Annotated in this window: 21 protein-coding genes; 5 read left to right on the forward strand and 16 right to left on the reverse strand. The window is 50.0% G+C overall.

The window, feature by feature from the left end:
- Window positions 1-352: 352 nt before the first annotated feature.
- The 6 genes from BN4314_RS02385 to murI form a co-directional block, all read right to left on the reverse strand.
- The gene (locus tag BN4314_RS02385) at window positions 353-1,234 is read right to left on the reverse strand and encodes a DegV family protein (protein ID WP_068539605.1); all 882 of its coding nucleotides are present in this window, start codon (window positions 1,232-1,234) and stop codon (window positions 353-355) included.
- Window positions 1,235-1,369: 135 nt separating this feature from the next.
- Window positions 1,370-2,299, reverse strand: a complete 930-nt coding sequence (gene nudC / locus BN4314_RS02390) for an NAD(+) diphosphatase (protein ID WP_021735821.1) — start codon at window positions 2,297-2,299, stop codon at window positions 1,370-1,372.
- 9 nt (window positions 2,300-2,308) lie between these two features.
- Complete coding sequence (locus BN4314_RS02395) at window positions 2,309-3,028, reverse strand: DUF554 domain-containing protein (protein WP_021735868.1); 720 nt, start codon at window positions 3,026-3,028, stop codon at window positions 2,309-2,311.
- Window positions 3,025-4,068 carry a L,D-transpeptidase gene (locus BN4314_RS02400; RefSeq protein WP_021735925.1) on the reverse strand — a complete coding sequence of 348 codons (1,044 nt, stop codon included), beginning with the start codon at window positions 4,066-4,068 and terminating at the stop codon, window positions 3,025-3,027. The genes BN4314_RS02395 and BN4314_RS02400 overlap by 4 nt, the downstream gene beginning before the upstream one ends.
- Before the next feature lie 38 nt (window positions 4,069-4,106).
- Window positions 4,107-7,400 (reverse strand): DEAD/DEAH box helicase, encoded by a 3,294-nt coding sequence (locus BN4314_RS02405; RefSeq protein ID WP_068539606.1) that lies wholly within the window; start codon window positions 7,398-7,400, stop codon window positions 4,107-4,109.
- A 187-nt stretch (window positions 7,401-7,587) separates the two neighbouring features.
- Complete coding sequence (gene murI, locus BN4314_RS02410) at window positions 7,588-8,358, reverse strand: glutamate racemase (RefSeq protein ID WP_068539607.1); 771 nt, start codon at window positions 8,356-8,358, stop codon at window positions 7,588-7,590.
- Window positions 8,359-8,522: 164 nt separating this feature from the next.
- Between murI and BN4314_RS02415 the strand changes: the two genes are divergently transcribed.
- Both BN4314_RS02415 and pth2 read left to right on the forward strand, forming a co-directional pair.
- The gene (locus BN4314_RS02415; protein WP_021735922.1) at window positions 8,523-8,951 is read left to right on the forward strand and encodes an FKBP-type peptidyl-prolyl cis-trans isomerase; all 429 of its coding nucleotides are present in this window, start codon (window positions 8,523-8,525) and stop codon (window positions 8,949-8,951) included.
- Window positions 8,951-9,412 carry an aminoacyl-tRNA hydrolase gene (gene pth2 / locus BN4314_RS02420; RefSeq protein WP_068539608.1) on the forward strand — a complete coding sequence of 154 codons (462 nt, stop codon included), beginning with the start codon at window positions 8,951-8,953 and terminating at the stop codon, window positions 9,410-9,412. The genes BN4314_RS02415 and pth2 overlap by 1 nt, the downstream gene beginning before the upstream one ends.
- A gap of 110 nt (window positions 9,413-9,522) precedes the next feature.
- Here pth2 and BN4314_RS02425 read toward each other — a convergent pair whose 3' ends face one another.
- The 9 genes from BN4314_RS02425 to BN4314_RS02465 form a co-directional block, all read right to left on the reverse strand.
- Complete coding sequence (locus tag BN4314_RS02425; RefSeq protein WP_068539609.1) at window positions 9,523-11,037, reverse strand: PSP1 domain-containing protein; 1,515 nt, start codon at window positions 11,035-11,037, stop codon at window positions 9,523-9,525.
- Window positions 11,016-12,191, reverse strand: a complete 1,176-nt coding sequence (locus tag BN4314_RS02430) for a DNA polymerase III subunit (RefSeq protein WP_068539610.1) — start codon at window positions 12,189-12,191, stop codon at window positions 11,016-11,018. Before BN4314_RS02430 ends, BN4314_RS02425 begins: the two co-directional genes overlap by 22 nt.
- A complete protein-coding gene (gene tmk / locus BN4314_RS02435) occupies window positions 12,184-12,825 on the reverse strand; it encodes a dTMP kinase (protein ID WP_068539611.1) in 642 nt (213 codons plus the stop codon). The genes BN4314_RS02430 and tmk overlap by 8 nt, the downstream gene beginning before the upstream one ends.
- A gap of 11 nt (window positions 12,826-12,836) precedes the next feature.
- Window positions 12,837-15,410: a DNA topoisomerase I gene (locus BN4314_RS02440; protein ID WP_068539612.1), complete on the reverse strand. Its 2,574-nt coding sequence runs from the start codon at window positions 15,408-15,410 to the stop codon at window positions 12,837-12,839.
- A 42-nt stretch (window positions 15,411-15,452) separates the two neighbouring features.
- Complete coding sequence (gene tatC / locus BN4314_RS02445; protein ID WP_068539613.1) at window positions 15,453-16,307, reverse strand: twin-arginine translocase subunit TatC; 855 nt, start codon at window positions 16,305-16,307, stop codon at window positions 15,453-15,455.
- 15 nt (window positions 16,308-16,322) lie between these two features.
- Window positions 16,323-16,865, reverse strand: a complete 543-nt coding sequence (locus tag BN4314_RS02450; RefSeq protein ID WP_068539614.1) for a Sec-independent protein translocase subunit TatA/TatB — start codon at window positions 16,863-16,865, stop codon at window positions 16,323-16,325.
- A gap of 39 nt (window positions 16,866-16,904) precedes the next feature.
- Entirely contained in the window at window positions 16,905-17,222 is a 318-nt protein-coding gene (locus BN4314_RS02455; protein ID WP_068539615.1) for an STAS domain-containing protein, read from the reverse strand.
- A gap of 51 nt (window positions 17,223-17,273) precedes the next feature.
- Complete coding sequence (locus BN4314_RS02460) at window positions 17,274-18,134, reverse strand: tetratricopeptide repeat protein (protein ID WP_068539616.1); 861 nt, start codon at window positions 18,132-18,134, stop codon at window positions 17,274-17,276.
- A gap of 198 nt (window positions 18,135-18,332) precedes the next feature.
- Window positions 18,333-19,616, reverse strand: a complete 1,284-nt coding sequence (locus tag BN4314_RS02465; RefSeq protein WP_068539617.1) for a PLP-dependent aminotransferase family protein — start codon at window positions 19,614-19,616, stop codon at window positions 18,333-18,335.
- 138 nt (window positions 19,617-19,754) lie between these two features.
- Between BN4314_RS02465 and BN4314_RS02470 the strand changes: the two genes are divergently transcribed.
- Complete coding sequence (locus tag BN4314_RS02470) at window positions 19,755-20,036, forward strand: hypothetical protein (RefSeq protein ID WP_021735829.1); 282 nt, start codon at window positions 19,755-19,757, stop codon at window positions 20,034-20,036.
- A gap of 9 nt (window positions 20,037-20,045) precedes the next feature.
- Here the strand turns inward: BN4314_RS02470 and nhaA are convergent, their stop codons facing one another.
- Window positions 20,046-21,461: a Na+/H+ antiporter NhaA gene (gene nhaA, locus BN4314_RS02475; protein ID WP_082911133.1), complete on the reverse strand. Its 1,416-nt coding sequence runs from the start codon at window positions 21,459-21,461 to the stop codon at window positions 20,046-20,048.
- Between the two features lie 152 nt (window positions 21,462-21,613).
- Between nhaA and BN4314_RS02480 the strand changes: the two genes are divergently transcribed.
- Window positions 21,614-22,471 (forward strand): hypothetical protein, encoded by an 858-nt coding sequence (locus tag BN4314_RS02480; protein WP_068539618.1) that lies wholly within the window; start codon window positions 21,614-21,616, stop codon window positions 22,469-22,471.
- 202 nt (window positions 22,472-22,673) lie between these two features.
- Window positions 22,674-24,110, forward strand: a complete 1,437-nt coding sequence (locus tag BN4314_RS02485) for a hypothetical protein (protein ID WP_068539619.1) — start codon at window positions 22,674-22,676, stop codon at window positions 24,108-24,110.
- Window positions 24,111-24,252: the final 142 nt, after the last annotated feature.

Genomic DNA, 24,252 nt, shown 5'->3' on the forward strand with positions numbered 1-24,252 from the left:
ACCTCCTGGCTTCATTGTAAAAAGCTATAGGTGCAAATAGAACTTACAGCTGATGTAATGTTCACGCCTCAAGAAGGCATTCAGCGACCTTCTTGTCCCGCGCAAAAGCACACAGAACCAGGCTGGCGGCCCATAAAAACAGGCTGCCACAGAGGGTTCAAACTGCAAAGTTTCAAACTACAAATGGTTCAAACTTCGGACTGCCCGTCCACAAAAACCACCGCAGTCCCAAACATCTGGTCAGATTTTCAAAAAACTCGAAAAACGAACCATCTGTGCTCATAGGTGCCGAAAAATGAACCATCTATGGGAACTTCGCTTTTTAGCATACAGGCGACCCGCAGCGAGAAAGTTAGCGAGGCTCACCCCAGTAGAAGAGGGCTACGGTACCAGGTCCTGTGTGCACGCCAATAGTGCTGCCGATATTGCTGTACTGAACCTTGCCATTCATCTTGAGGAACACTTCCTCAATCACGTCGCCCACCATATGTGCATCCTCAAGACACTCACTGTTGGAAATAAAAACTTTATCGCTGTAGTTGAGGCCACCTAAAGCACGCTCTTTCATGATTTCAACAACGCGATTAGCTGCACGTTTTTTGGTACGAACCTTTTCGACCACAGCCAGTGAACCATCGTGTGCCACATTCATCACAGGGCAAATCTTGAGCATGCCACCCACAAGACCTGCTGCCTTAGAGATACGCCCACCACGGATAAAGAAGGTCAAATCGGTGGAGAAGAACCAATGATTGAGCTCGAGTTTGTGCTTTTCGGCCCACGCCACCAACTCATCGGCACTCATGCCCTCATCACGCAAGTCGGCTAGTTTGTCAACAAGCAGACCATAACCCGCAGAGGCCGCAAGGCTATCCACAATATAAATCTTGCGCTCGGGATATTGTTCAGCAAGCAAATCTCGCGCAGTCACCGCAGAGTTGTAGGTACCTGAAATTCCCGAGCTCAAAGTGAGGTGCACAACATCTTTTCCAGCCTCAAGCGTTGGCTTAAACAAATCAACGTAGCCACCCACACTTACCTGCGATGTATGCGCTTCGGAACCCGCCAAGATCTTGGCATACAGCTCGGCAGGGGGCAGACTCTCACCAAAGTCATCCTTGCCATCTACCCCATCTATATGGAAATTAAAATATGCATACGAAATAGTGCGCCTATCAAGATACTCGCGTGGAAGGTCGACGGTAGAGCAGCAGCTCAGCACATATGAAGCCATATTTGCACCACTTTCCTGATGGGGACGTTCTTATCCTACTACCGATTGCTCATAAACATAAAAAAATTCAGAGGGTGAAGCTAACGTAACTTATTCCAAGAGTATGACCAAACTTGTTGAGCCGCCAACAAGCGCTTATGGGGCATAAGGATTGAATCCCTGCGCAAATGCAGAAATCATCAGATTGGTAAGGCTTGAAGTATCGCGGCGCGGCATGGGAATTTCGTCTCGATGCAGCCATACGGCACTGCGTAACTCACCATGATCCACCGTCACATCATCTCTTGTGGCCTCACACCAGTAGCCCACCAAGATAGAAGATGAGAAAGGCCAAGGTTGTCCACGCCAATAACGCAGTTTGCTCACCTCAAGCCCAACCTCTTCCTTAGTCTCACGTAGCACTGTTTGCTCAAAACTTTCACCCACCTCGGTATAACCTGCAACCAATGCATAATTGTCGTAGCGATAGTGTGCGCGAGCATATTTTGTCAGCAATAAACGCTCATGACTTTGGTCAAGAATCCCCACAATAACGCCTGGATTGATGCGCGGATAAATCACATTTCCGCAGGCAGGACATACTATCTCGCGGCTTTTTGGGGCAAGCTCGGTAGGATAGCCACACGCTCCGCAAAAACGATTGTTCCGATACCAAGTTGCCAGTTGATGACCCGTAATTGCGGCAAAGGCCAACCAGCGCGGAGAAGCAAAGCGTAATTCACGAATACTTTCCCAAGAAAAGCGCGGGGAAGAAAAGCCTTCAGCAGCACCGGCTTCAGACATGAGCACCTCTGCTGCATCCGCAGCACGGGCAAGAAAAAAGTCCTGCTCATCAACTGAAAAGAGGTAGACCAAATCTAATTCGGCGGCACTACAAGAAAAATCAGAAAAGCGTGGTAGTTCCAGATTGCCTCCCAAACGAACGCCTGAGTTATCTTGGGATTTCTCGCCCGTCAGATAACAGAAAATCTCGATAGCGCGGCAACACAAAACAATGCTTTGTGCCTGAGGCTCTTTGGGTACATAACGATTGGAAAAGGCATGCTTGCCAATATCTTGAATCATGAGCTACCTCTAAACCAAGGGCAGTAAGTTCACTAAGGGAACAAGCACGATGGGCAAAAAACATGCCGGCAAAAAATCTGCCACCTTAAGCTGGGTGATACCCAGCAGATTAGTGCCAACTGCCAACAATAAGAGTGACCCCGTAACCGACATCTCGGCAATGACCGCCTGTGTGAGCAAGGGTGCAATCAAACTAGCTGTGAGGGAGAGGAGGCCTTCATACACAAATAAGGAAAGCGCCACAAAGGGCACGCCAACACCCATTGATGCTGCCATGGGAATGCAAACTACAAGGTCAATGATGCCCTTTGCAATAAGGGTACTGTGATCCAGCGATAAACCCGACGCAAGAGATCCCACAATTGCCATCGCACCTGTACAGCAAAATAAGGTCGCATTGACAAAACCTACAGAAAAGCTTCCAAGCTGGCCGTCTGTGGGCAGCACTTTGTCCAGCCGCGCCTGCACACAATCGCCCAGGCGATGTACCGCAGCGTCAATCCCTAACATCCACCCGATTACGCCACCCAATGCCACAGCCAGCGTCACTACAACGATAGTGCCGCCCTTAGCTGCCATGCCTTGCACTGCAACCAAAACTACACACAAGCCCTGACCCTTGAGCAAGAAGTCTCCCAAATCATTGGATACGTGACTCTTAAATGCCAGACCAATCAAAGCTCCTACCAGCGCTTCTATGCCATTAAGCAGCGCTCCTAGCACAATCATGCTGCGTCTCCCTCTTTGGTATAGTGCTTCAGCGCTTTTTCTGCCTCATCGGAACGGATTGCGGTACCCGTACGAAACGTCTCTTTCCAAGGATTTGCTTCGCTGGGGTCAGTAGGATCAAAACCACGGAAGGTAGCACTTGAAGGATTATCATCGTTTTCGTCAAGCGCAATCGTGCCAGGCTTGCCCATCGGGCCAGGATGATCTGCATCATCATAAAAAACTACGGGAGTTCCGAGCGGGCAGTTGTCATAAATCCATTTGGCATCGCAAACTTGCAAACGCACACAACCCAGGGAAGCTGCGCTGCCCTGCTTATTAAATTCTTGATATTCCAAGTCATTTTCATGTTCAGACAGATAAGGAACGCTGTGGAACAAAATGTCACCGTCAATACGGGTTGCATACTGACCGAATACATCCTGAAACAACGCTGCCCAGCGATAACGCTCGGGCGTATGAAAATAGCCCAGTGGCGTATAGGTACCCGTTGCACACACCATTGCCATGTAGGGCTGTGTGTAGTTATTATCAGCATCTAACGTCAGTACCGTGAGCGTATTGGCAGCGCGATTGATAGCAATCATATACGGCGCAGTTTTACCCTCAGCATCCTTTTGCGCACGATACGAAAAGCTCTCCGCATTGGAAAAATCTTCCCAAGAGGCGCAGTTATGCGCAATATGTTGCATGAGCTTTTTGCCAAGCTTTGCATAATCAAGAGGGTCGGTCAGCTGACTTGGAGCCTTACCCGTACAGTTAAGCGAGGCGCGTTTACGCACCGTCTCAATACGCTTTTCGGCAGCACTGAGTTGTTTGTCCTGAGATGCAGATGAAGCAGAGCCTACGCCCAGACGTGACGTACTCCCCTGCCTACATTCTCTTACGCAAGCAAAAGCCACGGACACCACAACTGCCAATACAGTGCAGATCACACCGCCCACAATGCGACGATGCTGCTGGCGGCGTCGTGCCGCCTCACGGTGCTGTCGGCGCAATTCGCACCGTTCGGCGTAGCTCTGTTGGCTATTTCTTGGCATACTGCCCTTCTTTATACTTGCGCGCTAACCAACCTACCCTAACCCAACAAATCAATGAGGTCTTCGCGGGCAAGCGATGCAAGACCCATGCCGCCACCCGTACCCACTATCGCATCTGCAAGGTCGGCCTTTTTGGCTTGCAAAGCAACAATACGCTCCTCAATGGTACCTTTGCATATGACCTTATAGACGGTCACATCACTGCGTTGGCCAATGCGATGAGCACGGTCAGTTGCTTGATCTTCAGCAGCAACATTCCACCAAGGATCAGCATGAATTACTACCTGGGCGCCCACCAAGTTAAGGCCTGTTCCGCCCGCACGTAAAGAAATCAAAAAAACCGGCGTATCATCACGGTTAAACTCCCCCACAAGACGTATGCGTTCATCTTTGGGAGTTGACCCCGTTAGTTCAAAAAAGCTCACCTGCTCTTTGTCAAGTTTATCTGCAATCAGACTCAAAAAGCTTGTGAACTGAGAAAACACCAATAACTTGGCCCCTGCATCAATAGAGGTGGATATCAAATCCCAAATCATATCTATCTTGCAGCTGTCGCCTCTATAATCGTCATACACCAGTCGAGGATCACAGCAGAGTTGGCGAAGACGCATGAGTTCAGTCAAAACCTGCATCTTTTTCTTGTTCCAGCCCGCATCGCTTTGCTTTTCTAACGAAAGACGAAGCGCTTGTTCATGTGCATGGTAGAGCTTGCTTTGTTCGTCTTCCATACGAGCAAAAATGGGCGTCTCAAGTTTATCAGGCAGATCAAGCAAAACCTCGCGTTTAAGACGTCGCAAGATGAAAGGCCCAACTGCTGCCTTGAGTCGAGCAGCAGTCTCTGCATCTCCTGCCACAATTGGCTGCTCATAGCGCTCACGAAAACGCTCATAACTGCCCAAGAGTCCAGGCATTAGAAAATCAAAAATGCTCCAAAGCTCAGACAGGCGGTTTTCAACAGGGGTGCCCGTCAACGCAAAACGATGGCGAGCTTTGAGCGTCTTGACCGCTCGCGCTGCCAGGGTTTGATGGTTTTTGACATACTGAGCCTCATCCAAAATCACGCATTGAAACGTCTCGTCTACGTAGTCTTCGATATCACGTCTCAGCAGGTCATAGCTGGTAATAAGGACCTCATGACCCATCTCATGACGCTGCATAAACCTCTGCTGAGCTGTGCCTGCCACTACAGCAATATCCATATCTGGTGCAAATTTTTCAAATTCTTCTTGCCAGTTATAAACCAACGAAGCAGGACAAACTACAAGACTTCTCCCCCGTCCACGGCGTGCAAGCAACAACGAAATCATCTGCACTGTTTTGCCTAGGCCCATCTCATCAGCAAGGATGCCGCCAAATCCCATATCAGAAAGGGCAGAGAGCCACTGAAATCCCCTCAGTTGATAGGGGCGCAGCGTCTGCGCCAAAGCCGCAGGCGCAACATAGGTCGCCGGATTGATATTTTCAAAATCCTCTATCCACTGCTCAAAGGATTGGTCTTTGTCCTCCTCATGCAAAATACTATTAAGGAGAAACGCCTTGTACGAAGGCAACTCCACATTACCTGTGCCCAACTGTCCAGCGGATATTCCTAGTTCATCCACCAGTGCGGCAGCTTCAGATAAATCCAAGTGAGAAATGTCCAAAAGACTCCCGTCGCACAGGCGATGGTAACTTTTGCGTTTGCGATAGCTAGCAAGCAGAGCATACAGTTCAGAGAGAGGCAGATCGTCAGCCGAAACAGAGAGACGAATCAACCCCGAATCCACCGTTGCACCCCAATGAATAACGGGGCGCGCAAAAGAGATGAGTTGATCAAAAGCAGGAGTTGTATGTAGCTCTCCTGCAACACGCATGCGCCCAAGGCCCGAAAACACCAAACGCGCCAAAGCCTCTGTATCTCGTGAGGACAAAGTCCACGCAGCATCGTGAACAACGGCGGCAACATTAGGCACAAAATAGCGCGAGGCCAACTGACGTGCCGAAGCCTCTGCAACAAGATCGCGACGCAAATCGCGATCACTATCGGGACGAGCAGGATACAACGGTACTTTTTGGTCACCATAACACGCAATAATAGCAAGCGTTACTAAACCATTGACGTGGTCAAGAAGAAATATCAACTCACAAGCGACCGGTTTAAGTGCCTCAAGCGCAGCAGGAGCTGTGGTACCGAGGTTTTTTTGAAGCTGCGGCAAGACGGTCGCCGCAAAGCGAGGAGCATCTTCAGCGGAAAGACTAAGCCTAGATTCGGAGCTGCAATACACCGTCTGGATAAAATCCTTGAGCTCAAAGATACGCGGAGAACAAATGAGGAGCTTGTCATTTTGTAAGGCATAGGCATGCTGTTCGGAAACAAAAAAGCCTAGTCCGCTATCAGAGCGTACCAGCTCATAGGTACCATCACCCGTATCTTTTACTTCTAGCTGCACATCAGGGTCGCCTTCCTCTACAAGGAAGTTACGCAATTCGCCTGCTTGAGCCCTGCTTGTCCCCGCTTCATAATCGCGTTCAATAAGCAGATCGAGTGATCTTCCTTTATGCAAAGCAATAAACTCGTCAAGCTCAGGAGCAGATAAGCGCAGCTCACGTGCGGTACTTGCACCACTTCTCGCACCCACTCCACCGTAATAGCGACCATACACACGCTCTGCCGCATAACTGCGGCGATTTTGAACGGCACGAACTAACCACTGCACTAAGTCCCAGGAATCGGGCTCAAAAGCCGTCTCATCATGAACAGCAGTCAGCTTTTTGCCATAGCTGACAACATTGGCAGCCCGTACATCATCAACAAAGTCACCGAGATTTTTGACTACATACCCTCCGCGCGACCCCGAAATATGAAAACGAACAAACATCTCGCCTGAGGTCAGAGATGTTACCAATGTAGGCTTAAGCTGCAAAGTTGCAGGAGGTTCCACTGGTCCTGCTGATACAACAGGTAAATTGCGCTGATTGCGATCAAGGAAATTTGCCACAGGCGCCGAAGTTGCCACATGCTTAGTTTCGTCATGACCCTCATAGAGATTGGGGCGTTCAATATAATCGAGACCCAAAGCAATTGCATGCTTGCAGGGACCCGAAAACCTATGAGCAGCAGGACAATCACAGCTATAGTCCAGCAGCTGATCTGCTGCTTCATCGACCAAAATTTTGGTCTCATAATAGTCAACATAACCTGAGCTACTTTCCACCAAAGCAGCAATATCAGTTGTTTTATCTCGATATCTGCAAGCACGGGCAGAGAATGTTTTAGGTGAACTCGCAATCATGCTCCCACGCTCAAACACAGCAGGTCTGACTTCTTTTTTAAGTGCTGCTTGTGTAAGCATTGCGCGTCACCCCTTCCTTAAAAAAGCATATGCCAAGTTACCTCTGCCCTCTTTATGCCTGCTCACGGCAGAACAACAGCAAAAGGCTGAACTATTAGTATATCCCCGTGATTTATATGGGATACGCCTAGTTAGGGTGAGTTATGCAAAATCTGCAGCTAAAACGTAGGAAAAGGGCGTAGGGGCACTAGTACAGAGGCGCTTCTTCAAAAAACCAACGATAAAGTTTTGCTTGTTCGGGAGTATCAAGACTGGATTTCAATTGGACATTACCTAGATGGTTTCCCTTATTAAGCAGACCGCGCATTTCAAGCAGATGTCTCGTCTGCCGCGCAGTACCTGCTGCGCCATCAAAGAAACGCACCTCCCCTAGGACATCACGAATTTGTTTTGTCACAAAGGGATAATGTGTACAGCCCAACACCACACCATCAATTTGGCCTGCCCAGCACCCAATCAACGATTCGAGCAGCGCATGCAGATCGGCATCATCAAGATGACCTTTTTCTATCCGCGTTGCCAAACCTGCACAAGGCGCCTCAATAACTTCTGCCGTACTATGGCAGTCTTTTTTAAGCTGCTGATACTTGTCCAAACGCAGAGTCACAGGCGTTGCCATCACCAAAATGCGCCCCTGAGGCAGCACCTCGCAAGCAGGCTTGAGCGCGGGCTCCACACCCACAATAGGCATATCGTATTCATTGCGCAGCGCCTTAGCAGCGGCACTCGTGGCAGTATTGCAGGCAATTACGACCGCTTTTGCCCCATTTTCCACCATCTGGGCAATGATGTGGCGTGTGAGGGTACGCACTTCTTCATCAGTTTTTTCACCATAAGGATTATGTGCGGAGTCGCCAAAGAAGCAAAAATCCTCGCAAGGCAGCTCGCGCACAAGCTTGCGCAGGATGCTAATACCACCCACGCCCGAATCAAGCACTCCAATAAAGTCCTTTGCCACCCAATCACCTCCACATATTCATAACCAACTACCGTCGTCAGTGGCAGCCATTCTGTTTGACAGTTAGAATCCATACCGCACGACAATAGCACCTAAAGCAAATCTGTAGGTCACAACTATACACGCAGACGGGCAAACGGATACAGACCCGAAGGTGGGAGACTATGAGCAACGCAGGTAAAAAGGTCAAGGTTCACTATGTGGGCACATTGGATGACGGTACAAAATTTGATTCTTCACGCGACCGCGGAGAGGCGCTCGCTTTTGTGTGCATGGCAGGTCAGATGATTAAGGGTTTTGACGCTGCCGTCAACGAAATGGAAATTGGCGAAATTCGCAATGTTCATATTCCTGCGGCTGAAGCCTACGGTCCCCGTCGTTTAGAGCTGGTACAGACCTTCCCCATTGCAGGTCTGCCGGGTGCCGAAAACCTCAAGGTTGGTATGCATCTGTCGCTAGGTTCGCAATCTGGTGTCGCCTATCCTGCCGTAGTGAGTGCTATGGATAAAGAAACCATCACCTTTGATATGAATCATGAAATGGCTGGTAAGGACCTCAATTTTGAAATCGAACTGCTTGAGATTGAGGACTAATGGCTACTGAGGAAAGTTTGTCTTCGTACAAATCCAAGCAACTCATTGTCATGCGCCGCGACCTCAAGATGCGCAAAGGCAAAATTGCAGCTCAAGCAGGTCATGCTTGCGTCGAAGCCGTGTTGATGGCACTTGCCCGCGAAAATCGTCTCCAAGATGTATACCTCAACGTAGACGAGACGGAAACGCCTTGTTGGGCAGACCTTGATGATGCAGGTGAGCCATCGGCATTAACTGACTGGTTTCGCTTTGGCGTAGCCAAGGTCTGCGTCTATGTTGATTCAGAAGAAGAGTTACTCGAGATCGCACATCAAGGCCGTGAACAGGGATTTTTGGTATCACTCATTCGCGATGCAGGACTCACAGAGTTCCACGGCGAGGCAACGTATACCTGCCTTGCCTTTGAGCCCCTTCGCGCATCCGACATAGACCCCATCACAGGCACGCTTCCCCTTTATTAAGCGCGGTACCAAAACAAAATAGCACTCTGCGACACGCAACGCACAAAAGACTCCTTGCGCCATGCGCTGCTGCTCTTTGTGAGGCACAGATGCGCGTCGCAAGCTACTACTTAATCGTTTTGGTTGGAGCTTCCGGCATCGCGATGGCGACGACGGTTTACGCGCTTGCGAGGCTGAGGAGTCTGCTGCGTATTAGAATTTCCCTTGTTGTTAGACTTGCGACCGGCACCAAAGCCGCCCTGGGGCTTGCTCGTCTGCCGATCAGCTGCTCCGCCACGATCACCCGGACGGCGCCTGAGACGACGGTTAGTTCCACTGCTCTCAGAAGTCGAATGATACTGCTTGGCATTTATCCTTGTTTGTGGCTGTGCCTCCACACCCTCAGCCTTGTGATGACGACGACGCCTGCGGGGAGCTTCTGTCTGTGACGCAATAACATTTTGCTCGCTATCTTTTTTCTTTGAAGCAAGACGTCCAGCAGTAGGGTGACCCTGAGCAGAACGCCCATTTTGAGTTTCAGCTACTTCCTGAATTCTGTGGCGACGGCGACGCGGCTGAGCTGTTTTTTTCTCCGCTGCGACAGGCTTTGCTTCAAGCTCATTTTTCTTTTCAGCAGAACGCGGGTGAGCTTTCTGTGACACAAAAATGTCACTTTCATCAAAGTCCTGCTCATCTGCGTCAGCGCCATATTGGCGATCCAGTTCGGCTAGAGCCATTTGTACATCGGGAGAACTGAGCTTTTCCAAAATATCGCGCGTTACCGTATCGGGGCGGCAAGGACAATTAAGCTCTTCGCTCTTTTTGACCGCAGCATCTGACGTGGTCATATCAGCGAGCTTGATGTGGATAGTCTTGCCATTTTCAAGACGCATCGCCAGTTCTTCTTTGGGCGTGTTGTACTCGACAATCTTTGCCTTACCCAGCGGTGTATCAATAATGGCATTACGCTTGGGTGCACGCTGCTTAAAGTCACGATATGCTTCAAACTCATAGCGCAAACAGCACATCAAGCGGCCACAGGCACCTGAAATTTTGGCAGAGTTCAGCAGCAGATCCTGCTCTTTTGCCATACGAATCGACACAGGCTCAAACTGATGCCCAAAGCGAGCACAGCATAGCTCTTGGCCACAGTGGCCATAGCCACCTACCAGCGCTGCTTCCTCGCGTACGCCAATTTGGCGCATATCGATACGACAATGCAGTTCATGGGACAGGTCACGTACAAGCTGGCGGAAATCTACGCGCTCATCAGCTGAAAAATAGCAAACTGCCTTGGTTCCGTCAAAGGTGTATTCCACTCCAACGGGCTTCATGTCTAGACCGTCTTCTTTGGCTAGACGACGAAAGATGGGTAGCGCGCGCTCGGCATCCTCGGCGAGCTCGTCTGCTCGAACAAGATCTTCCTCTGTTGCAACACGAATAACCGCCCGCAAGGGTGTATCGCCAATAATTTCGTGCAAATCGGCATCAGAATAATCCTGAGCGTCAGCTGTTGTAAGTCCAATTTCAAGTCCACGTTCAGTCTCGCAGACTACATGGTCGCCCTCGATAGCCTCGCTCTGGCGAGGATCAAAAAGCAAATCACAGCTTGCATAGCGAAACTTTACCGGGATCGCGGTGGGCATATGAGCGCCTCCTTGATGCGCAAAAGCATGGCCTCAATGGCCAGCTGAGGTGTGACATTGTGAGAAAGGTCATCCGCTGCATGATTGAGAGCGTCAAGCGCAGCAAAAACACCTTCAGTGCCACATGCGCTGGCAAGTTGCTCAACCACATCAGCTACATCGCTATTGACGATGTCCTGACCAACCCCCTCCGAACGCAGCAAAACGTCCCGAAAAACAGACGATAGAGCTGCAAGCATTTCCATAATACCTGAACGAGCTTGAGCAGTTTGTTCGCGCTTATCTGCATCGTCAAGCCGATGAATAGCCGAGGTGCTTAAATATTCTTTGCGAATAGCGATACGTTCTTTCTCTGTTTCAGTCAGCGTACTGTTCTCTTTTTTGGAAGACTTTTTGATAAGAGAAATACCTGCTGCCTCAACAAACGTCTGAGCAGCAAGCAAAATATCCCAATCGTCTAGCTGGGCTAATTGCGCCAGCGTGTGTATCGCAAGCGTACGTGCTTCCCAACGCTTGGAAGACGAAAGTAGCTCTGCCGCCTTTGAAGGCGTCTGTGCAATCGAAAGAGCAATACGTGCATCAACAGCATCAGCAGCGGTCTGTGACTGAATAAGTGCACAAGCGTCCTGCTCACTCGCCACATGAAAGAATACCTGCTGGCAGCGCGAGGCAATGGTGGGCAAAAGCTGATCGACCGAGCGCGCAATCAGAATAAAGACCACATCTGATGGTGGCTCTTCGATAGTTTTGAGCAGGGCGTTTGCTGCGACACCACCAAGTTTGCCCGCCTCATGCAAAATATAAACTTTGCGCTGGGCTCGCACGGGGGTCATCGCGGCCTGCGCCGTCAGCTCGCGCGCTTGTGACACCAAATATCCCATCGCACTTTCAGGTTTCATGACTTGTACATCAGGGTGCGTACCATGTGCCACGCGCTGACACTCCTGACACGTACCGTCTCCCCCACAAGGACAGACGACGCACTGCGCCAAGGCCAGCGCCGCTTCCGTTTTACCCGAACCCGCAGGACCCACAAACAAATACGCATGCGATACATACTCATGTGATACGGCAAAAGCAAGAAAATCTCGCACCTGGATATTCCATTGAATTTGTTGTAAAGCCGGAGGTAGTGGGGATGCAAACTCACTCATCTCTTGCCTCCGCCAACGGGGGAAGCAAATCTGCTAAAGCCCTACACACGCGGGCAAAGACCTCTTCTGGGCTGCCGGTGGCATCCACAAGTTTGACACGTTTGGGCTCTTCTTTTGCAAGCCTTACGTACGCAGAACGCACGCGCTGCTGAAACTCTAAACCTGCCGCCTCCATGCGATCAACGCCCGTTGCAGTTGCGCGGGCAAAGGATTGTTCAACGGGCATGTCTAACACCAGCGTCCTGTTGGGCTTGCGCCCAAGACTACCCAGTGTATTAGCCTGACGCACCAATGAATCCAAAAGTCCTCGACCACCCGCTTGATAAGCGTACGTCGAATCAAAAAAGCGATCACAAAGTACTAAGGTATCCGCAGCCAACGCGGGCTCAATTACCTCGTGTACCAACTGCGCACGCGAGGCTTCATAGAGCAACAATTCGCACTCAGAGCACATACCCGCATTTGCTGTATCCAACAACAACGTACGAATCTTTTCGGAAACCTTCGTCCCACCCGGTTCGCGTAGACGGCATACGCTATACCCAGCCTCAAGAAGAGCAGTGTTCAAGCGCGTGGTCTGCGTTGTCTTACCGCAGCCATCGGGACCTTCAAGCGTTATGAACAAGCCGCTCATGCGACCATCTCCTAGCTCTTGCGTGAGGCTGTCTTTTTGCTGCTTGCCTTCTTAGTGCTGGCCTTCTTACTGCTCGTCTTGCGTGTGGAGCTCGCCTTGCGCCCAGCAGAACGCCCACGAGTCGTGGGTTTCTTTTCCTTGCTCGGACAATCCATGTTGACACAAATCTTCCAAGGACCCCGCTGGGTATTGACCACCACCATCGGTGCGCCGCAGTCAGGACACGTCTCACCCGTTGCCTCAAGCTTACCGCGCTGTGGCAAGGGATAGCTCGTACCGCAGATATCATAGTTGCTGCAGCGAATAAAACGTTTGCCCGTACGCTCAGATTTATGCGCCACCAAATCACCCTGGCGACCAGCCTCCGCGCACGCCTTGCACTTTCCCACCACCAGATCGGGCTCAACATTGGTAGGACAAGCAGGATTAACGCACGTTTCAAAGACGCGTTGACGGAAGGGATGCACCTTAACGCGGGGAGCTCCACATTCTGGGCAGATGCCTGCATCACCCTCAAGCGGCTCAATGCGACCCGTTGGCACAGGATAGGTAACATCACAATCAGGCCAGCCCATGCAGCCAATAAAGCTGCCGCGAGTCTTTGCCGAGTGCTTCATCACAAGATCGCGACCACACTTAGGACAAGTACCCACCTTGGCATCAGCGGTCACGGCATCCGAAATACGGTCACCCAAATCATCTTTGTGCTCAATCAGCTCGTCCATCATGCTGGCAAGAAGCGCCCGCGAATGCATAACAACCTGATCTTGTGACTTACTGCCTTCGGCCACCTGAGTCATATCACCTTCGAGCTCAGCGGTCATATCGGGAGTTGTAATGTGTGGAGCATACTGCGACAAAGCGTCAACGACCGCCATGCCGAGCTGGCTTGGCTCTACAGGATCATTTTTGAGATAGCGCACATCATAGAGACGCTGAATAATCGATGCGCGCGTGGATTTGGTACCCAGACCGCGTTTTTCCATCTCCTGAATGAGTTTGCCTTGACTATATCGCGCAGGAGGCTCGGTTTGCTTGTGATCCTTATTCATGCTCGCAAGCGACAACACATCCCCCTCAGCAAGACTGGGTAACTGCTCGTCTTTGCGCAGACCATAAGGATAAATGGCACGAAAGCCTGGTTTTGCCAGCACCGATCCTGACGCGCGGAAAGGCTCTCCTGCAACATCAAGCTTTACCTTGGTATCTTCGATAATCGCAGCCTCAGACAGCGTTGCTAAAAAGCGCCGCGCAATAAGGTTGTAGAGCTTCCACGCGGCTGGCTGGAGCTTATGAGGATCCGCCGCCGCAGTAGGGTAAATAGGCGGATGGTCGGTAGTTTCCTGCTTTCCACGGGTGGCAGTCAGCTTTGATTTGCCAAGCAGTTCTGTGCACGTCGGACGGTAGTTAGGCACAGCCGAAAGAGTCTTTACGACATCACGCAAATCAAGCGAGCGCGGATAAACCGTATTGTCAACGCGAGGGTAGGAAATCAGGCCATCCATGTAGAGTGACTCTGCCAAACGCATAGTACGCGAAGGAGAAAGACCCTCTGATGCCGCCGCTGCCTGCAGTGAGGTTGTATTAAAAGGCGCTGGTGGACGCACGGTACGTGTCTTTTTGCTCACAGTACTAACCGTCGCTTCCTTGGCATCACAGACACGTGCAAAAATCTCAGCTGCAAGCTCCACTTCCCAAAAGCGACCTTCTTTGGTGCCCGGATGAGAAATACGAAAAGCACTCTCAACATCATCTTGCTGGCGATGCGCCATACCCCAAATGACCCAATAATCCTTGGGAACAAACGCCTGACGTTCGCGCTCACGCTCAACTACCAGCGCAAGGGTAGGTGTCTGCACGCGACCAGCCGAGCGCACATTTCCAAAGCCACCAAAGTGTGCCATCGTGAGGTAACGAGTCAACACGGCGCCCCAGATAAGATCAATATATTGGCGGCTCTCACCCGCATCTGCGAGATCGTGGTCAAGCGGTACCAAATTGGCAAAGGCGTGGTCAATCTCAGATTTGGTAAAGGCTGAATAACGTGCACGAGATACAGGAACTTCTGGGGCTACCTGCTGCATCTGCCGTAAGGCATCTGATCCAATAAGCTCACCTTCGCGGTCAAAGTCTGTGCCAATAATTATGGCATCGGACTTCTTCGCAAGATTTTTGAGCGCACGGATGATTTCTTTTTCAGCAGGCTGTTTTTCGATAGGAGCCCAAACTAAATACGGGAGACTGGGGACCTTCCAGCCTTTGATATCGATGCCATCAGCGAGGTAAGGTTTACGCTTGCTCGTGTAGGGTGGACGATCCAAGCCATCGGGCAAATCCGCAGCTAAATGCTCGCCTGAAAGAGTTTCTGCATACCAACCTTCACGCTGATTAAACCTCAATGCCGGCGGAAAATCAGGCGCCATAATATGCCCACGTAGACCAATTGTTACGCAGTCATGCCCATCATGACTAAAACGGTAGATGGGCGTGTTGTAAACCTTATCTGGCTTTGGCTTGCCAATGTCACAGAGCAATCGTGCAATCTGTTGGGCAGCATCATTTTTCTCGGTGACAATTAGTATCAAGCTTCTGAGCCTTTCTTGATAATGTCCTCTACAAAGCTGGACTTAGGACTTTTTCTTTGCAAGAGCTTTTTGTTGCTCAGCTTCCTGCCGGGCGAGTTTGCGAGCTTCGAGCTCGTCTTGATGTTCCTCGTAATCTTCGCGACTCCACTTAAGCGCTGCTTTGCCATCGCGCACCGTAATAACTTGTCGAGCAACTGCAAGAGCAATCTCGTACAAAAGTACCATGGGGAAATACATCAGCAGCATGGTCATAGGTGATGCATCAGGGGTAAAGCAGGCGGTCAATACCAACAGGCCTACATAGACATAGCGCCAGTTTTCGCGGAAAGCTTTGTAGGGAATAACATGCAAAATTGACAGGTAAAAAACGAAGAGCGGCAACTGAAAGGTCACACCGAACGCAACTTCAAGCAGCATCATCAAGTTAAGGTAGTCGGTGGCCTCTGCCACGACATTAGCGTTCATCTCGATTGCTTGCTCAACCAGCCAGCCAAACGCCGCCTGCAAAATCACCGCATAACAAAAAGCCATGCCCAAGAAGAAAAGAAAAACCATAATCATAAAGGTAGGAACTACCCAGCGACGTTCTCTTTCCTTGAGAGCCGGCAACACAAAACCAAAAATCTCCCAAACGATGATAGGCGTGCAGACAATCACGCCAAAAAAGAGTGCCACTTTAAAGCGGATAGTAAAGCCACCCAAGGCGGTAAGTACGGTGAGCTCTGTACCTTTAGGCAGAGCCTGACGGATAGCGTCCATCATCATCTCGATAAGCGTTGGGGTAGCCACATATACGACCACAGTCGTAATAAGTACCGAAACGATAATAATGGTCATTCTCCGGCGAAGCTCGCCAAGGTGATCCAACAAGGGCATACGCGCAGGACCAATAGGCATATCTATACGGGAACGCTACTCTTGCGCGTCCCCTCCCTCCTTCCTGGGGGTGAGGGCATACAGCGCAGCAGCACTCGTATCAGGCTTTACAGGAGCGGCAACAGGCACTGCAGGAGCATCACTGTCCGCATCAAGATCAGCATCCAAGTCAGCATCTTCTACCGAAGTTGTGCCCTCAGAAGAACTCTTCTGAGCTTCGGCGGCTTCTTTTGCAGCAGCTTCAGCAGCGGCACGCTCAGCCTTGAGACGCTCACGGCGCTCGGCAAAGGTCTCCTTGTGAGCAATTGCTGCCATGTCCTCATCAAGGTCCGCATCCTCTGCAGCAGCTGCAGCCATCGCATCACGCTTGGCCTTTGCCTCAGCTGGATCGTTAAGCGCATCAGAAAGCGGGTCGACCACCTCAGCCTGCACAACCTGCGTAAAACCCTCCTGTGCATCACGGAACTGACGCAGCATACGGCCAATCGTCCTGCCCATACCCGGCAATTTATCCGGGCCAAAGAGCAAAAAACCAAAGATCAAGATGATGACCATCTCTGTTGTGCCGATACCAAACACCTTGGCTCCTCTTCTTTAGAACTCAGTAATTAGGACGCCCTAGTCGCTTTCGCGCACGCCAAGCTTATCGGCCACATCAAGCAGCGTGAAAACGCGCGCAACATTGCGTTGTGGATTGGTGACATGAAATGCTATGCCAGCCTCAAACGCCTTATGCGCAAATGCTACCAGTACGCCAATACCTGTCGAATCAATATAGGGTACCTGTGCGAGATCAACCTCAATGGCACATGGCGTACTTGCAAGCTGTATATCTAACTCATCACGCAGCTCAGAAGCATTCGATACGTCTACTTCACCTATAACGCTTATGCGCACGGTATCTTCTAGGCGCATCATCTGGATATCCATTGCCATACGTCTCACCCCTCTCACATGAACTCAGTCCATGTTGTCATCTAATAATATCTACTTCTTGAGATCAGAAAGTAAATTGTCAATGCGAGAACTATTGTTACCAGTCGCACTCGAACTGTCTGTTGTTGTGGGCTGTTGTTTTTCTGCCGCCGTAAGCTGTGCAAGGCGGGTCACAGCCATGCTACGAGCACCAAATTCATCATTGGGGTCAAGCTTTTGTGCCTGCTGATAGGCCGCTTTTGCAGAGTTTGTATCACCTTTTGCCTGATAGGCAATGCCTAGATACATATAGGCATAACCGTACTCAGATCCCGCATCCTGAGGTGCGGCATCAGTGAGCTTTTTGAGTGCGGTAATGCCATTCTCGATATTGCCTTCATACAAATCGCAAAGAGCTCTGTCAACGCGAACGGTCACCGCATCCTGTAAAGCCAAATAGCGATCAAAATAGCCTTTTGCCTGATCAAAAAGGGTGACAACCTTCTTTGCATCATCATCGGTTTTTGCCACGCTTGCTGCTTTGCCGCCCGCTTCCATATAGGTCTTGCCACACTGCAGCAAATCTACCAAGCTATTTTTGTCTTTCTCCAACGCTTTTTCGTGACGGGCAATATCGGTAGAGTACAGCTTCATGATGCCATCAACTGTCGTGGTATCTGCCGCTTCAGTTTGAGAAGCAGAACCCGCCTCAGCGTTTTGCTTCTTTTTTGCCGCCTCGGTTTGGGCTTGCTTGTCAGCCTGATTAGTATGAGAAGCAAAAATCTGAGCGAGCGAAGGCAGTGTCATCGAAAGAGCCATCAACACTGCAAAGGCAATAATAATGATGCTAGTGAGCTTTTTCTTGCCATCCTTCTCTTTAGTCTCAGGAGCTCGGCGATTGGCGCGCAACTTATCTGCGTTTTGTCTTGACATAAACGTTCATGCCTTTCATCCAGCCCTAACGGGCAGAAAAATCATCCAACTGCGTACTGACAATCAATGTAGTGACGAGGCTACGTGCCCGCACATAATGACAACACTTTTGGTGCAGAGTTCATAATATTACAAAAAAGGCTTTACCCATCGTTTTTGTATAGAGCCTACAAGTGCCTAGCAAAAGCCTCTTGACACTTAACGGCTTGTCCGAGCAAGACGCGCAGCGACAAGCTTGACAACCAAAACAAAAACATCGAGAGCACAAGCAAGCTCTTCTAGGCTAGGATAAGTCGGTGCAATACGGATGTTGGTATCGTGAGGATCGATACCACCAGGCCAAGTTGCACCAGCACCAGTCATTTTGACACCAAGTTCAGCCATCAGCGCTACAACTGCGCGTGCCGATCCTTCAGGGCCATCAAAGCTGACAAAGTAACCACCACGAGGATGACTCCAATGAGCAACATGGAGTTCAGAGAGGCCCTCGCTCAGCTTGCGTTCAACTAGCTCAAAACGCGGGCGAACAATGGCCGCATGCTTTTTCATATGAGCACAGACCCCAGCCGCATCACGCAAGAAAAGCACGTGGGCGAGCTGAGTAAGTTTTTCGGGGCCAACCTGCTCGACGGCAAGAGTTCCGCGTACTTCAACCATGTCTTGGGGATCGGCTGTAATCCATGCCAAACCAGAACCAGGGAAGGTAACCTTGGAGGTTGAAGCAAACTCATAAACGAGGTTTGAGGTACCGACTTCTCTCATTGCGTCAAAAATATTAAGCAACTGGTCGGGCTCATCGTAGAGATCGTGAACAATATACGCGTTATCCCAATAGATACGAAAATCTGGTGCTGCAGGTTTGAGCGCAGCAAAACGACGCACAACCTCATCGGAATACGTTATACCGTTGGGATTGGCATACTTGGGGACACACCAGATACCCTTGACCGAACTGTCATGGTTGACCATCTGCTCAACCAAATCCATATCAGGGCCTTGAGCATTCATTGGTATGGGGATATTTTGAATACCGTAGGTTTCGGTCACGCGGAAATGACGGTCGTAGCCGGGGCTGGGACAAAGCCACTTGACCGTGTCCTGCTTGCACCAAGGCGTCTGTCCTGCCACACCACGCGTATAACCATGTACCACAAGGTCATGCATCAAATGCAGACTCGATGAGCCTGAAACCACTACGTTGGCAGGATCTACCCCAAGCAATTCAGCTGCCAGTTCGCGGGTCTTGGGTAGACCATCAGGAAAACCGTAGTTATCGGCAACTCCACCTGCAGCGGTAAAATCACTGCTTGAACTCAACAAATCCAGCATGGGACGGGACAGATTGGTCTGTTCGGGGCTGGGCTTGCCACGTGCCATATCAAGTGAAAGCTTACGAGCTCGTACCTCATCAACACGACTTTCTAAAGAAGCAATTTCTGCATCAAGAGTTGGGGTGTCCATCAAATCAAAAGCGCTCTTCATAGCTGCCTCCATTGTCTGCATCACATGACAGACTCGACAACGTGTCTCCACCTTTTCCTGCACGAAGTATAAACTACCTAGACCTCAGACCCTGTTAGCATGGTATATACACCACAGACTTATCTGTTAGGAGTTTTCATGATACGCCGAACCCAAGCTATGCCCTCAGGTAGCAAACCCGCCGCAGAATACGGAGAGTTGCAACGCCTGGTTGACGAGCTCTATGCACAAGGGCCTTCGCAGGCGGTATCACGTATGGATGCTTTGGTGCGTGCAGAAGTCGATGATCTATCCGAAGATCTCATCGAGATTATCGAGCTGCTGCCTGCAGGTTCATATCATCGCGGGAAGCTCTGCGATCAGCTCAATTCCATCATCACAGCCCATGGTTGGGCCTACGTCTACGGCACGGTAGAGTAGGCCAATTACCTACTTAGATTTTTTGCGTAAGGCGTCACTAACGTTGACATAGAGCAAGCCTAAGGTACTCGAAGCCAGTGCCGCGACTAAAATTGCGCACTTAGCAATATTGACCTCGTGCGGGCTAAAAGCAAGGCTGGCAATCAGGATAGACATTGTAAAGCCAATACCACCCATGAGACCAACAGCGGTTACCTGATGCCAGTCGACATGGTGCGGTAGCTTAAAGATACCTGTCTTGACCAATAAGAAAGTCACGCCAACAATTCCGATGGGCTTACCAAACACGGCACCCAAAAACACACCCTGTGCCACAGGATCAGCAAAGACTTGTCCAAGATCAACTCCCACAATACGTACTTGTGCATTCACAAAGGCAAACAGCGGCAAAATCAAAAAGTTCACTGGCACGGTCCAGTACTGTTCCATACGTTGCAGAGGTGGACGCACATGATGCATAACACGTTCGACATGCCACGCTGCATGCGTGAAATCATGCTGACCCAAAATATGTTCTTGACTATCGTAGTCACGATCAAGCTCAATGGCCTGCGCATCCAACCATCCTCGCAGCGCAGAAAGCTGAACATCAGAATGCGAAGGCAAGAAAAATGCCAAGATAACGCCTGCCAACGTAGCGTGAATACCTGAGTTAAACATGCAAAGCCATAATATGAGACCCACAAACACATAGGGCTTAAGCGAGTACACCTTTGCGTGATTGAGCAAAGCAAGCGTAAAAACTGCTCCTAAAGCTGCCGCTGTCCACATCACATCAATGGTTTGCCCATAAAAGAGTGCCAACACCACAATGGCCAAAATGTCATCTGCAATAGCAAGTGTCTGAAAAAAGACCTTCGCTTCAAAAGAAACCTTATCACCCAGCAGGCTCATGACCCCCAGCGCAAAAGCAATATCTGTTGCAATAGGAGTGGCCCAACCCTGGTGTGCACCATGCAGATTAAAGATGAGATACATAATCGCAGGTACGACAACGCCTCCAACAGCAGCAAGCATGGGAAGCGCAGCTTGGCGAGGGTAACGCAGCTGTCCTACAGTCATTTCATACTTGAGCTCAACGCCTACCAGCATAAAGAAAATGGCCATCAAAAAGTCATTGACAAATTGCTCGGCACTGATTTCAACGGCAGCCCGTCCCACACCTACCATTAGCGGCGCTTCAATTGCATGGCGTACTGCTTCATAAAGAGGAGAATTGGCAACCATAACGGCCAGCACTGCAGCAAAGACCATCACTGCAGCAGCTATCGTTGAGCTTGAGCTCAGCTCAGATAGGGCACTGCGCTGGCCGATGCGACGTATGACCGCATCTTCGTCGTAAATGCGCGCAGCATAGTGACGTGCCTCTTGGGCCTTGGTAAGGCTAATGAGAGACGTATATTTGCTCCTTCTTTTTTCACTCATATCTCTACTCCACGAAAATCTTTGCTGAATAAGAGTAATTCTGCTCTAGTTTCTTTTTTCTTCCTTTTCAAAAATATCCTAAAGCAGCTTTCTGCTAGATGCTAGAGCCTGCATGCTGCCGAAATGCATATGGGCACGAGAAAGGAGTCATCATGAAGCATAAAGGAATGATCAGTCTGCTTTTGGGAACCCTGTTGCTCTGCTTTGTGCTAGTCGGCTGCGGTGGGAAAAACTCCTCTGCGGACGCTGCGAGCGCCTTCATTGGTACATGGGATTTATACGAGATTACCGGCGATGATGGCACCAGCCACGAAGACATCAAAAGCATGAACGAGTTTGGTCTTGAAACCTATCTTGAAATAGAAAAAGATGGAAAAGGCACCTTTAATGTCTTTGGGGAAGAAATTTCCCTTACCTGGAAGGCAAAAAATAGCACACAAATTGAAGTCACCATGGAGTACGACGGAGAAAAGCAAACTGAGCCTCTTACCCTCAAAGATGGCAAAGTGAGTTTTTCCGTAGAAGGTGAAAAGGCCATGGTCTTTGAAAAGGGCAAAAAGCATGACAGGTCAGACAAGCCTGCTTCTGGCTCAGAAAAAGGTGGAGCAGCTGCACCTGACAGCTCGAAGGGCGATGATGATGAGAAAAATGTCAAAGAAATCAATAGCGTAGTAGCTGATGATGACACCGTAAAAATTGAAGCTATCAAGATGTATGACGATACCTTTGGCGATGCCATCATAGAGTTTAAGGTTACCAACAAAAGCGATAAAAACCTGGTGATTTCCTGCTCATATGGTAGTTGGTCAGTCGATGGAAAGATGGTTGATCCATCCATGTATGAAAACATTAAAGCAGGCACCTATACCGATGCAGCCCTTTATTTCACCAAAGATAATCTAGGCGGAGGCACCGAAAAGCTCGTCAATATCGATGGTAAGTTTGAGGTTACCGATGATGACTACAACACCGTTGGTACCTATGAGTTTAAGTACGAACAGAAGGGTTAATTAACGGGCCATTTTGCCCTATAGTTGCGCGGCGCACATCAGACTCGGTTTTTGGATGTGCGCCGCACTTTTTGTTCAGCAAGCCGCCTTTTGTTTTGCTTGACTCGCTGCCAGTTCGCCGACACGTTGCTACTCCAGCTAGCGCGAGCGCTTTGTGAAGGTCATACTAAAGAAGATTTACGAGCACGTAAAAGGAGTTTGCATGCCTAACGAGACTGTCAACTACCATTGCCCTGCATGTGGCGGGTCAATGCGCTACGACGGCGAGCTTGCCAAACTCCGTTGCGATTTTTGCGACTCAACTTTTACCGTGGCACAAATCGAAGCACTTTATGCGCAACAACAACAACGGGCAGACTCTGCTGCAGAAGCTACCAATGAACAAGCTGCAGCGGGCACACTCAGTGATTACGAAGTTGCAGGTAGGGTTGCTGGTGAAGGCAAACGCACGGTAGCCGAATCCCTTGCAGATGCGCGCGAAGTTTCGGCACACGAAGTTGACCCTATCAAGGCCTTTCTTGATCGTGCAAGCTGGAACGAGAGTGAACGAGCAGGGCTGAGAACCTATACCTGCTCATCTTGTGGTGCAGCCCTCACGGTTGATGCAAGCCAAGCTGTGGCAGAGTGCCCGTATTGCGGAAGCAGTGCGGTAGTGCCTGGAGCGCTGACCGCTGGTGCAAAACCCGAGATGGTCATTCCCTTTAGAGTGAAACATGACGATGCTCAGGCAGCTTTAGCAAGCTACTACAAGGGAAAGAAATTCTTACCTAAAGCTTTTGCTTCAAATAACCGCATCGCACATATTCAGGGTGTCTACGTTCCCTTTTGGCTGTATGACTCCCACGCTTCGGGGCGCGCAAGCTTTGAGGCTACCAATACTCACAGCTATATCTCGGGAGATTATCGCGTTACTAAAACTGATGTATACGATGTGAGACGCGCAGGTAGTCTGGCGTTTTCACGAGTACCCGCCGATAGTTCCTCAAAGATGCCAAATGCGCATATGGACGCTATCGAACCTTTTGATTACGGCGAGCTGACAGACTTCTCAACGGCATATCTCACAGGATATTTGGCCGAACGCTATGACATTGAGGCAACTGAGTGTCGGCCCCACGTAGAGCAGCGTATGAAGCACTCCATGCTCGATTCGCTGCAATCAACGGTCACAGGCTATGGCAGTGTATGTCTTAAATCTGGTGAAGCACAGGTGAGTTGGAAAGACTTGCACTACGCTCTGCTTCCCGTGTGGCTGCTCCATACACAATGGCAAGGGGATGACTACCTTTTTGCCATGAACGGCCAAACAGGGCGCTTTATCGGAAATCTACCAGTAGATAAGTTCAAAGTTGCCCTCTGGTTTGTTGGCATATTCTTGCTCGCGGCGGCAGCTATATGGGCTATCTGTATATTTTTGCTCGATATGGCTGACGACAGCCTGCTATGGCCAGCGGTTATAGGTGTTGGCGCAGCTATTGCAGCGGGAATCTGCTGGATGTTTTATGCCGAAATGAAAACCGCGCATGAGCGAAGTGAAGCTGCTGAGTATATCTCGACTCCTCTAGAGCTCAGCGAGAAGTCGGATCGCTATGTCACCACCCGTGTCACACGTACGCACATTGAACGTTCCAATAATTAGCGTATGACACAAATGGCAGTAAGCTGGGTATGCTAAAGGTGTTCCTCATACCCAAAAAACGATGGAAGGACAAGCACCAAACCGCAAGGTCGGGTACTTGGAATGTAAGGGAATCCGAAGCGCTACGGACGACGACGGATTA

The organism is Olegusella massiliensis (genome assembly GCF_900078545.1).
Taxonomy (GTDB): domain Bacteria; phylum Actinomycetota; class Coriobacteriia; order Coriobacteriales; family Atopobiaceae; genus Olegusella; species Olegusella massiliensis.

Coding starts and splice junctions, on each gene's coding strand:
- BN4314_RS02430 (WP_068539610.1), bottom strand. CDS start 12,191: ATGAGTGAGTTTGCATCCCCACTACCTCCGGCTTTACAACAAATTCAA.
- BN4314_RS02400 (WP_021735925.1), bottom strand. CDS start 4,068: ATGCCAAGAAATAGCCAACAGAGCTACGCCGAACGGTGCGAATTGCGC.
- BN4314_RS02470 (WP_021735829.1), top strand. CDS start 19,755: ATGATACGCCGAACCCAAGCTATGCCCTCAGGTAGCAAACCCGCCGCA.
- BN4314_RS02485 (WP_068539619.1), top strand. CDS start 22,674: ATGCCTAACGAGACTGTCAACTACCATTGCCCTGCATGTGGCGGGTCA.
- BN4314_RS02480 (WP_068539618.1), top strand. CDS start 21,614: ATGAAGCATAAAGGAATGATCAGTCTGCTTTTGGGAACCCTGTTGCTC.
- BN4314_RS02415 (WP_021735922.1), top strand. CDS start 8,523: ATGAGCAACGCAGGTAAAAAGGTCAAGGTTCACTATGTGGGCACATTG.
- tmk (WP_068539611.1), bottom strand. CDS start 12,825: ATGAGCGGCTTGTTCATAACGCTTGAAGGTCCCGATGGCTGCGGTAAG.
- BN4314_RS02460 (WP_068539616.1), bottom strand. CDS start 18,134: ATGTCAAGACAAAACGCAGATAAGTTGCGCGCCAATCGCCGAGCTCCT.
- BN4314_RS02465 (WP_068539617.1), bottom strand. CDS start 19,616: ATGAAGAGCGCTTTTGATTTGATGGACACCCCAACTCTTGATGCAGAA.
- BN4314_RS02425 (WP_068539609.1), bottom strand. CDS start 11,037: ATGCCCACCGCGATCCCGGTAAAGTTTCGCTATGCAAGCTGTGATTTG.
- BN4314_RS02385 (WP_068539605.1), bottom strand. CDS start 1,234: ATGGCTTCATATGTGCTGAGCTGCTGCTCTACCGTCGACCTTCCACGC.
- nhaA (WP_082911133.1), bottom strand. CDS start 21,461: ATGAGTGAAAAAAGAAGGAGCAAATATACGTCTCTCATTAGCCTTACC.
- BN4314_RS02395 (WP_021735868.1), bottom strand. CDS start 3,028: ATGATTGTGCTAGGAGCGCTGCTTAATGGCATAGAAGCGCTGGTAGGA.
- BN4314_RS02455 (WP_068539615.1), bottom strand. CDS start 17,222: ATGGCAATGGATATCCAGATGATGCGCCTAGAAGATACCGTGCGCATA.
- pth2 (WP_068539608.1), top strand. CDS start 8,951: ATGGCTACTGAGGAAAGTTTGTCTTCGTACAAATCCAAGCAACTCATT.
- BN4314_RS02405 (WP_068539606.1), bottom strand. CDS start 7,400: ATGCTTACACAAGCAGCACTTAAAAAAGAAGTCAGACCTGCTGTGTTT.
- nudC (WP_021735821.1), bottom strand. CDS start 2,299: ATGATTCAAGATATTGGCAAGCATGCCTTTTCCAATCGTTATGTACCC.
- tatC (WP_068539613.1), bottom strand. CDS start 16,307: ATGCCTATTGGTCCTGCGCGTATGCCCTTGTTGGATCACCTTGGCGAG.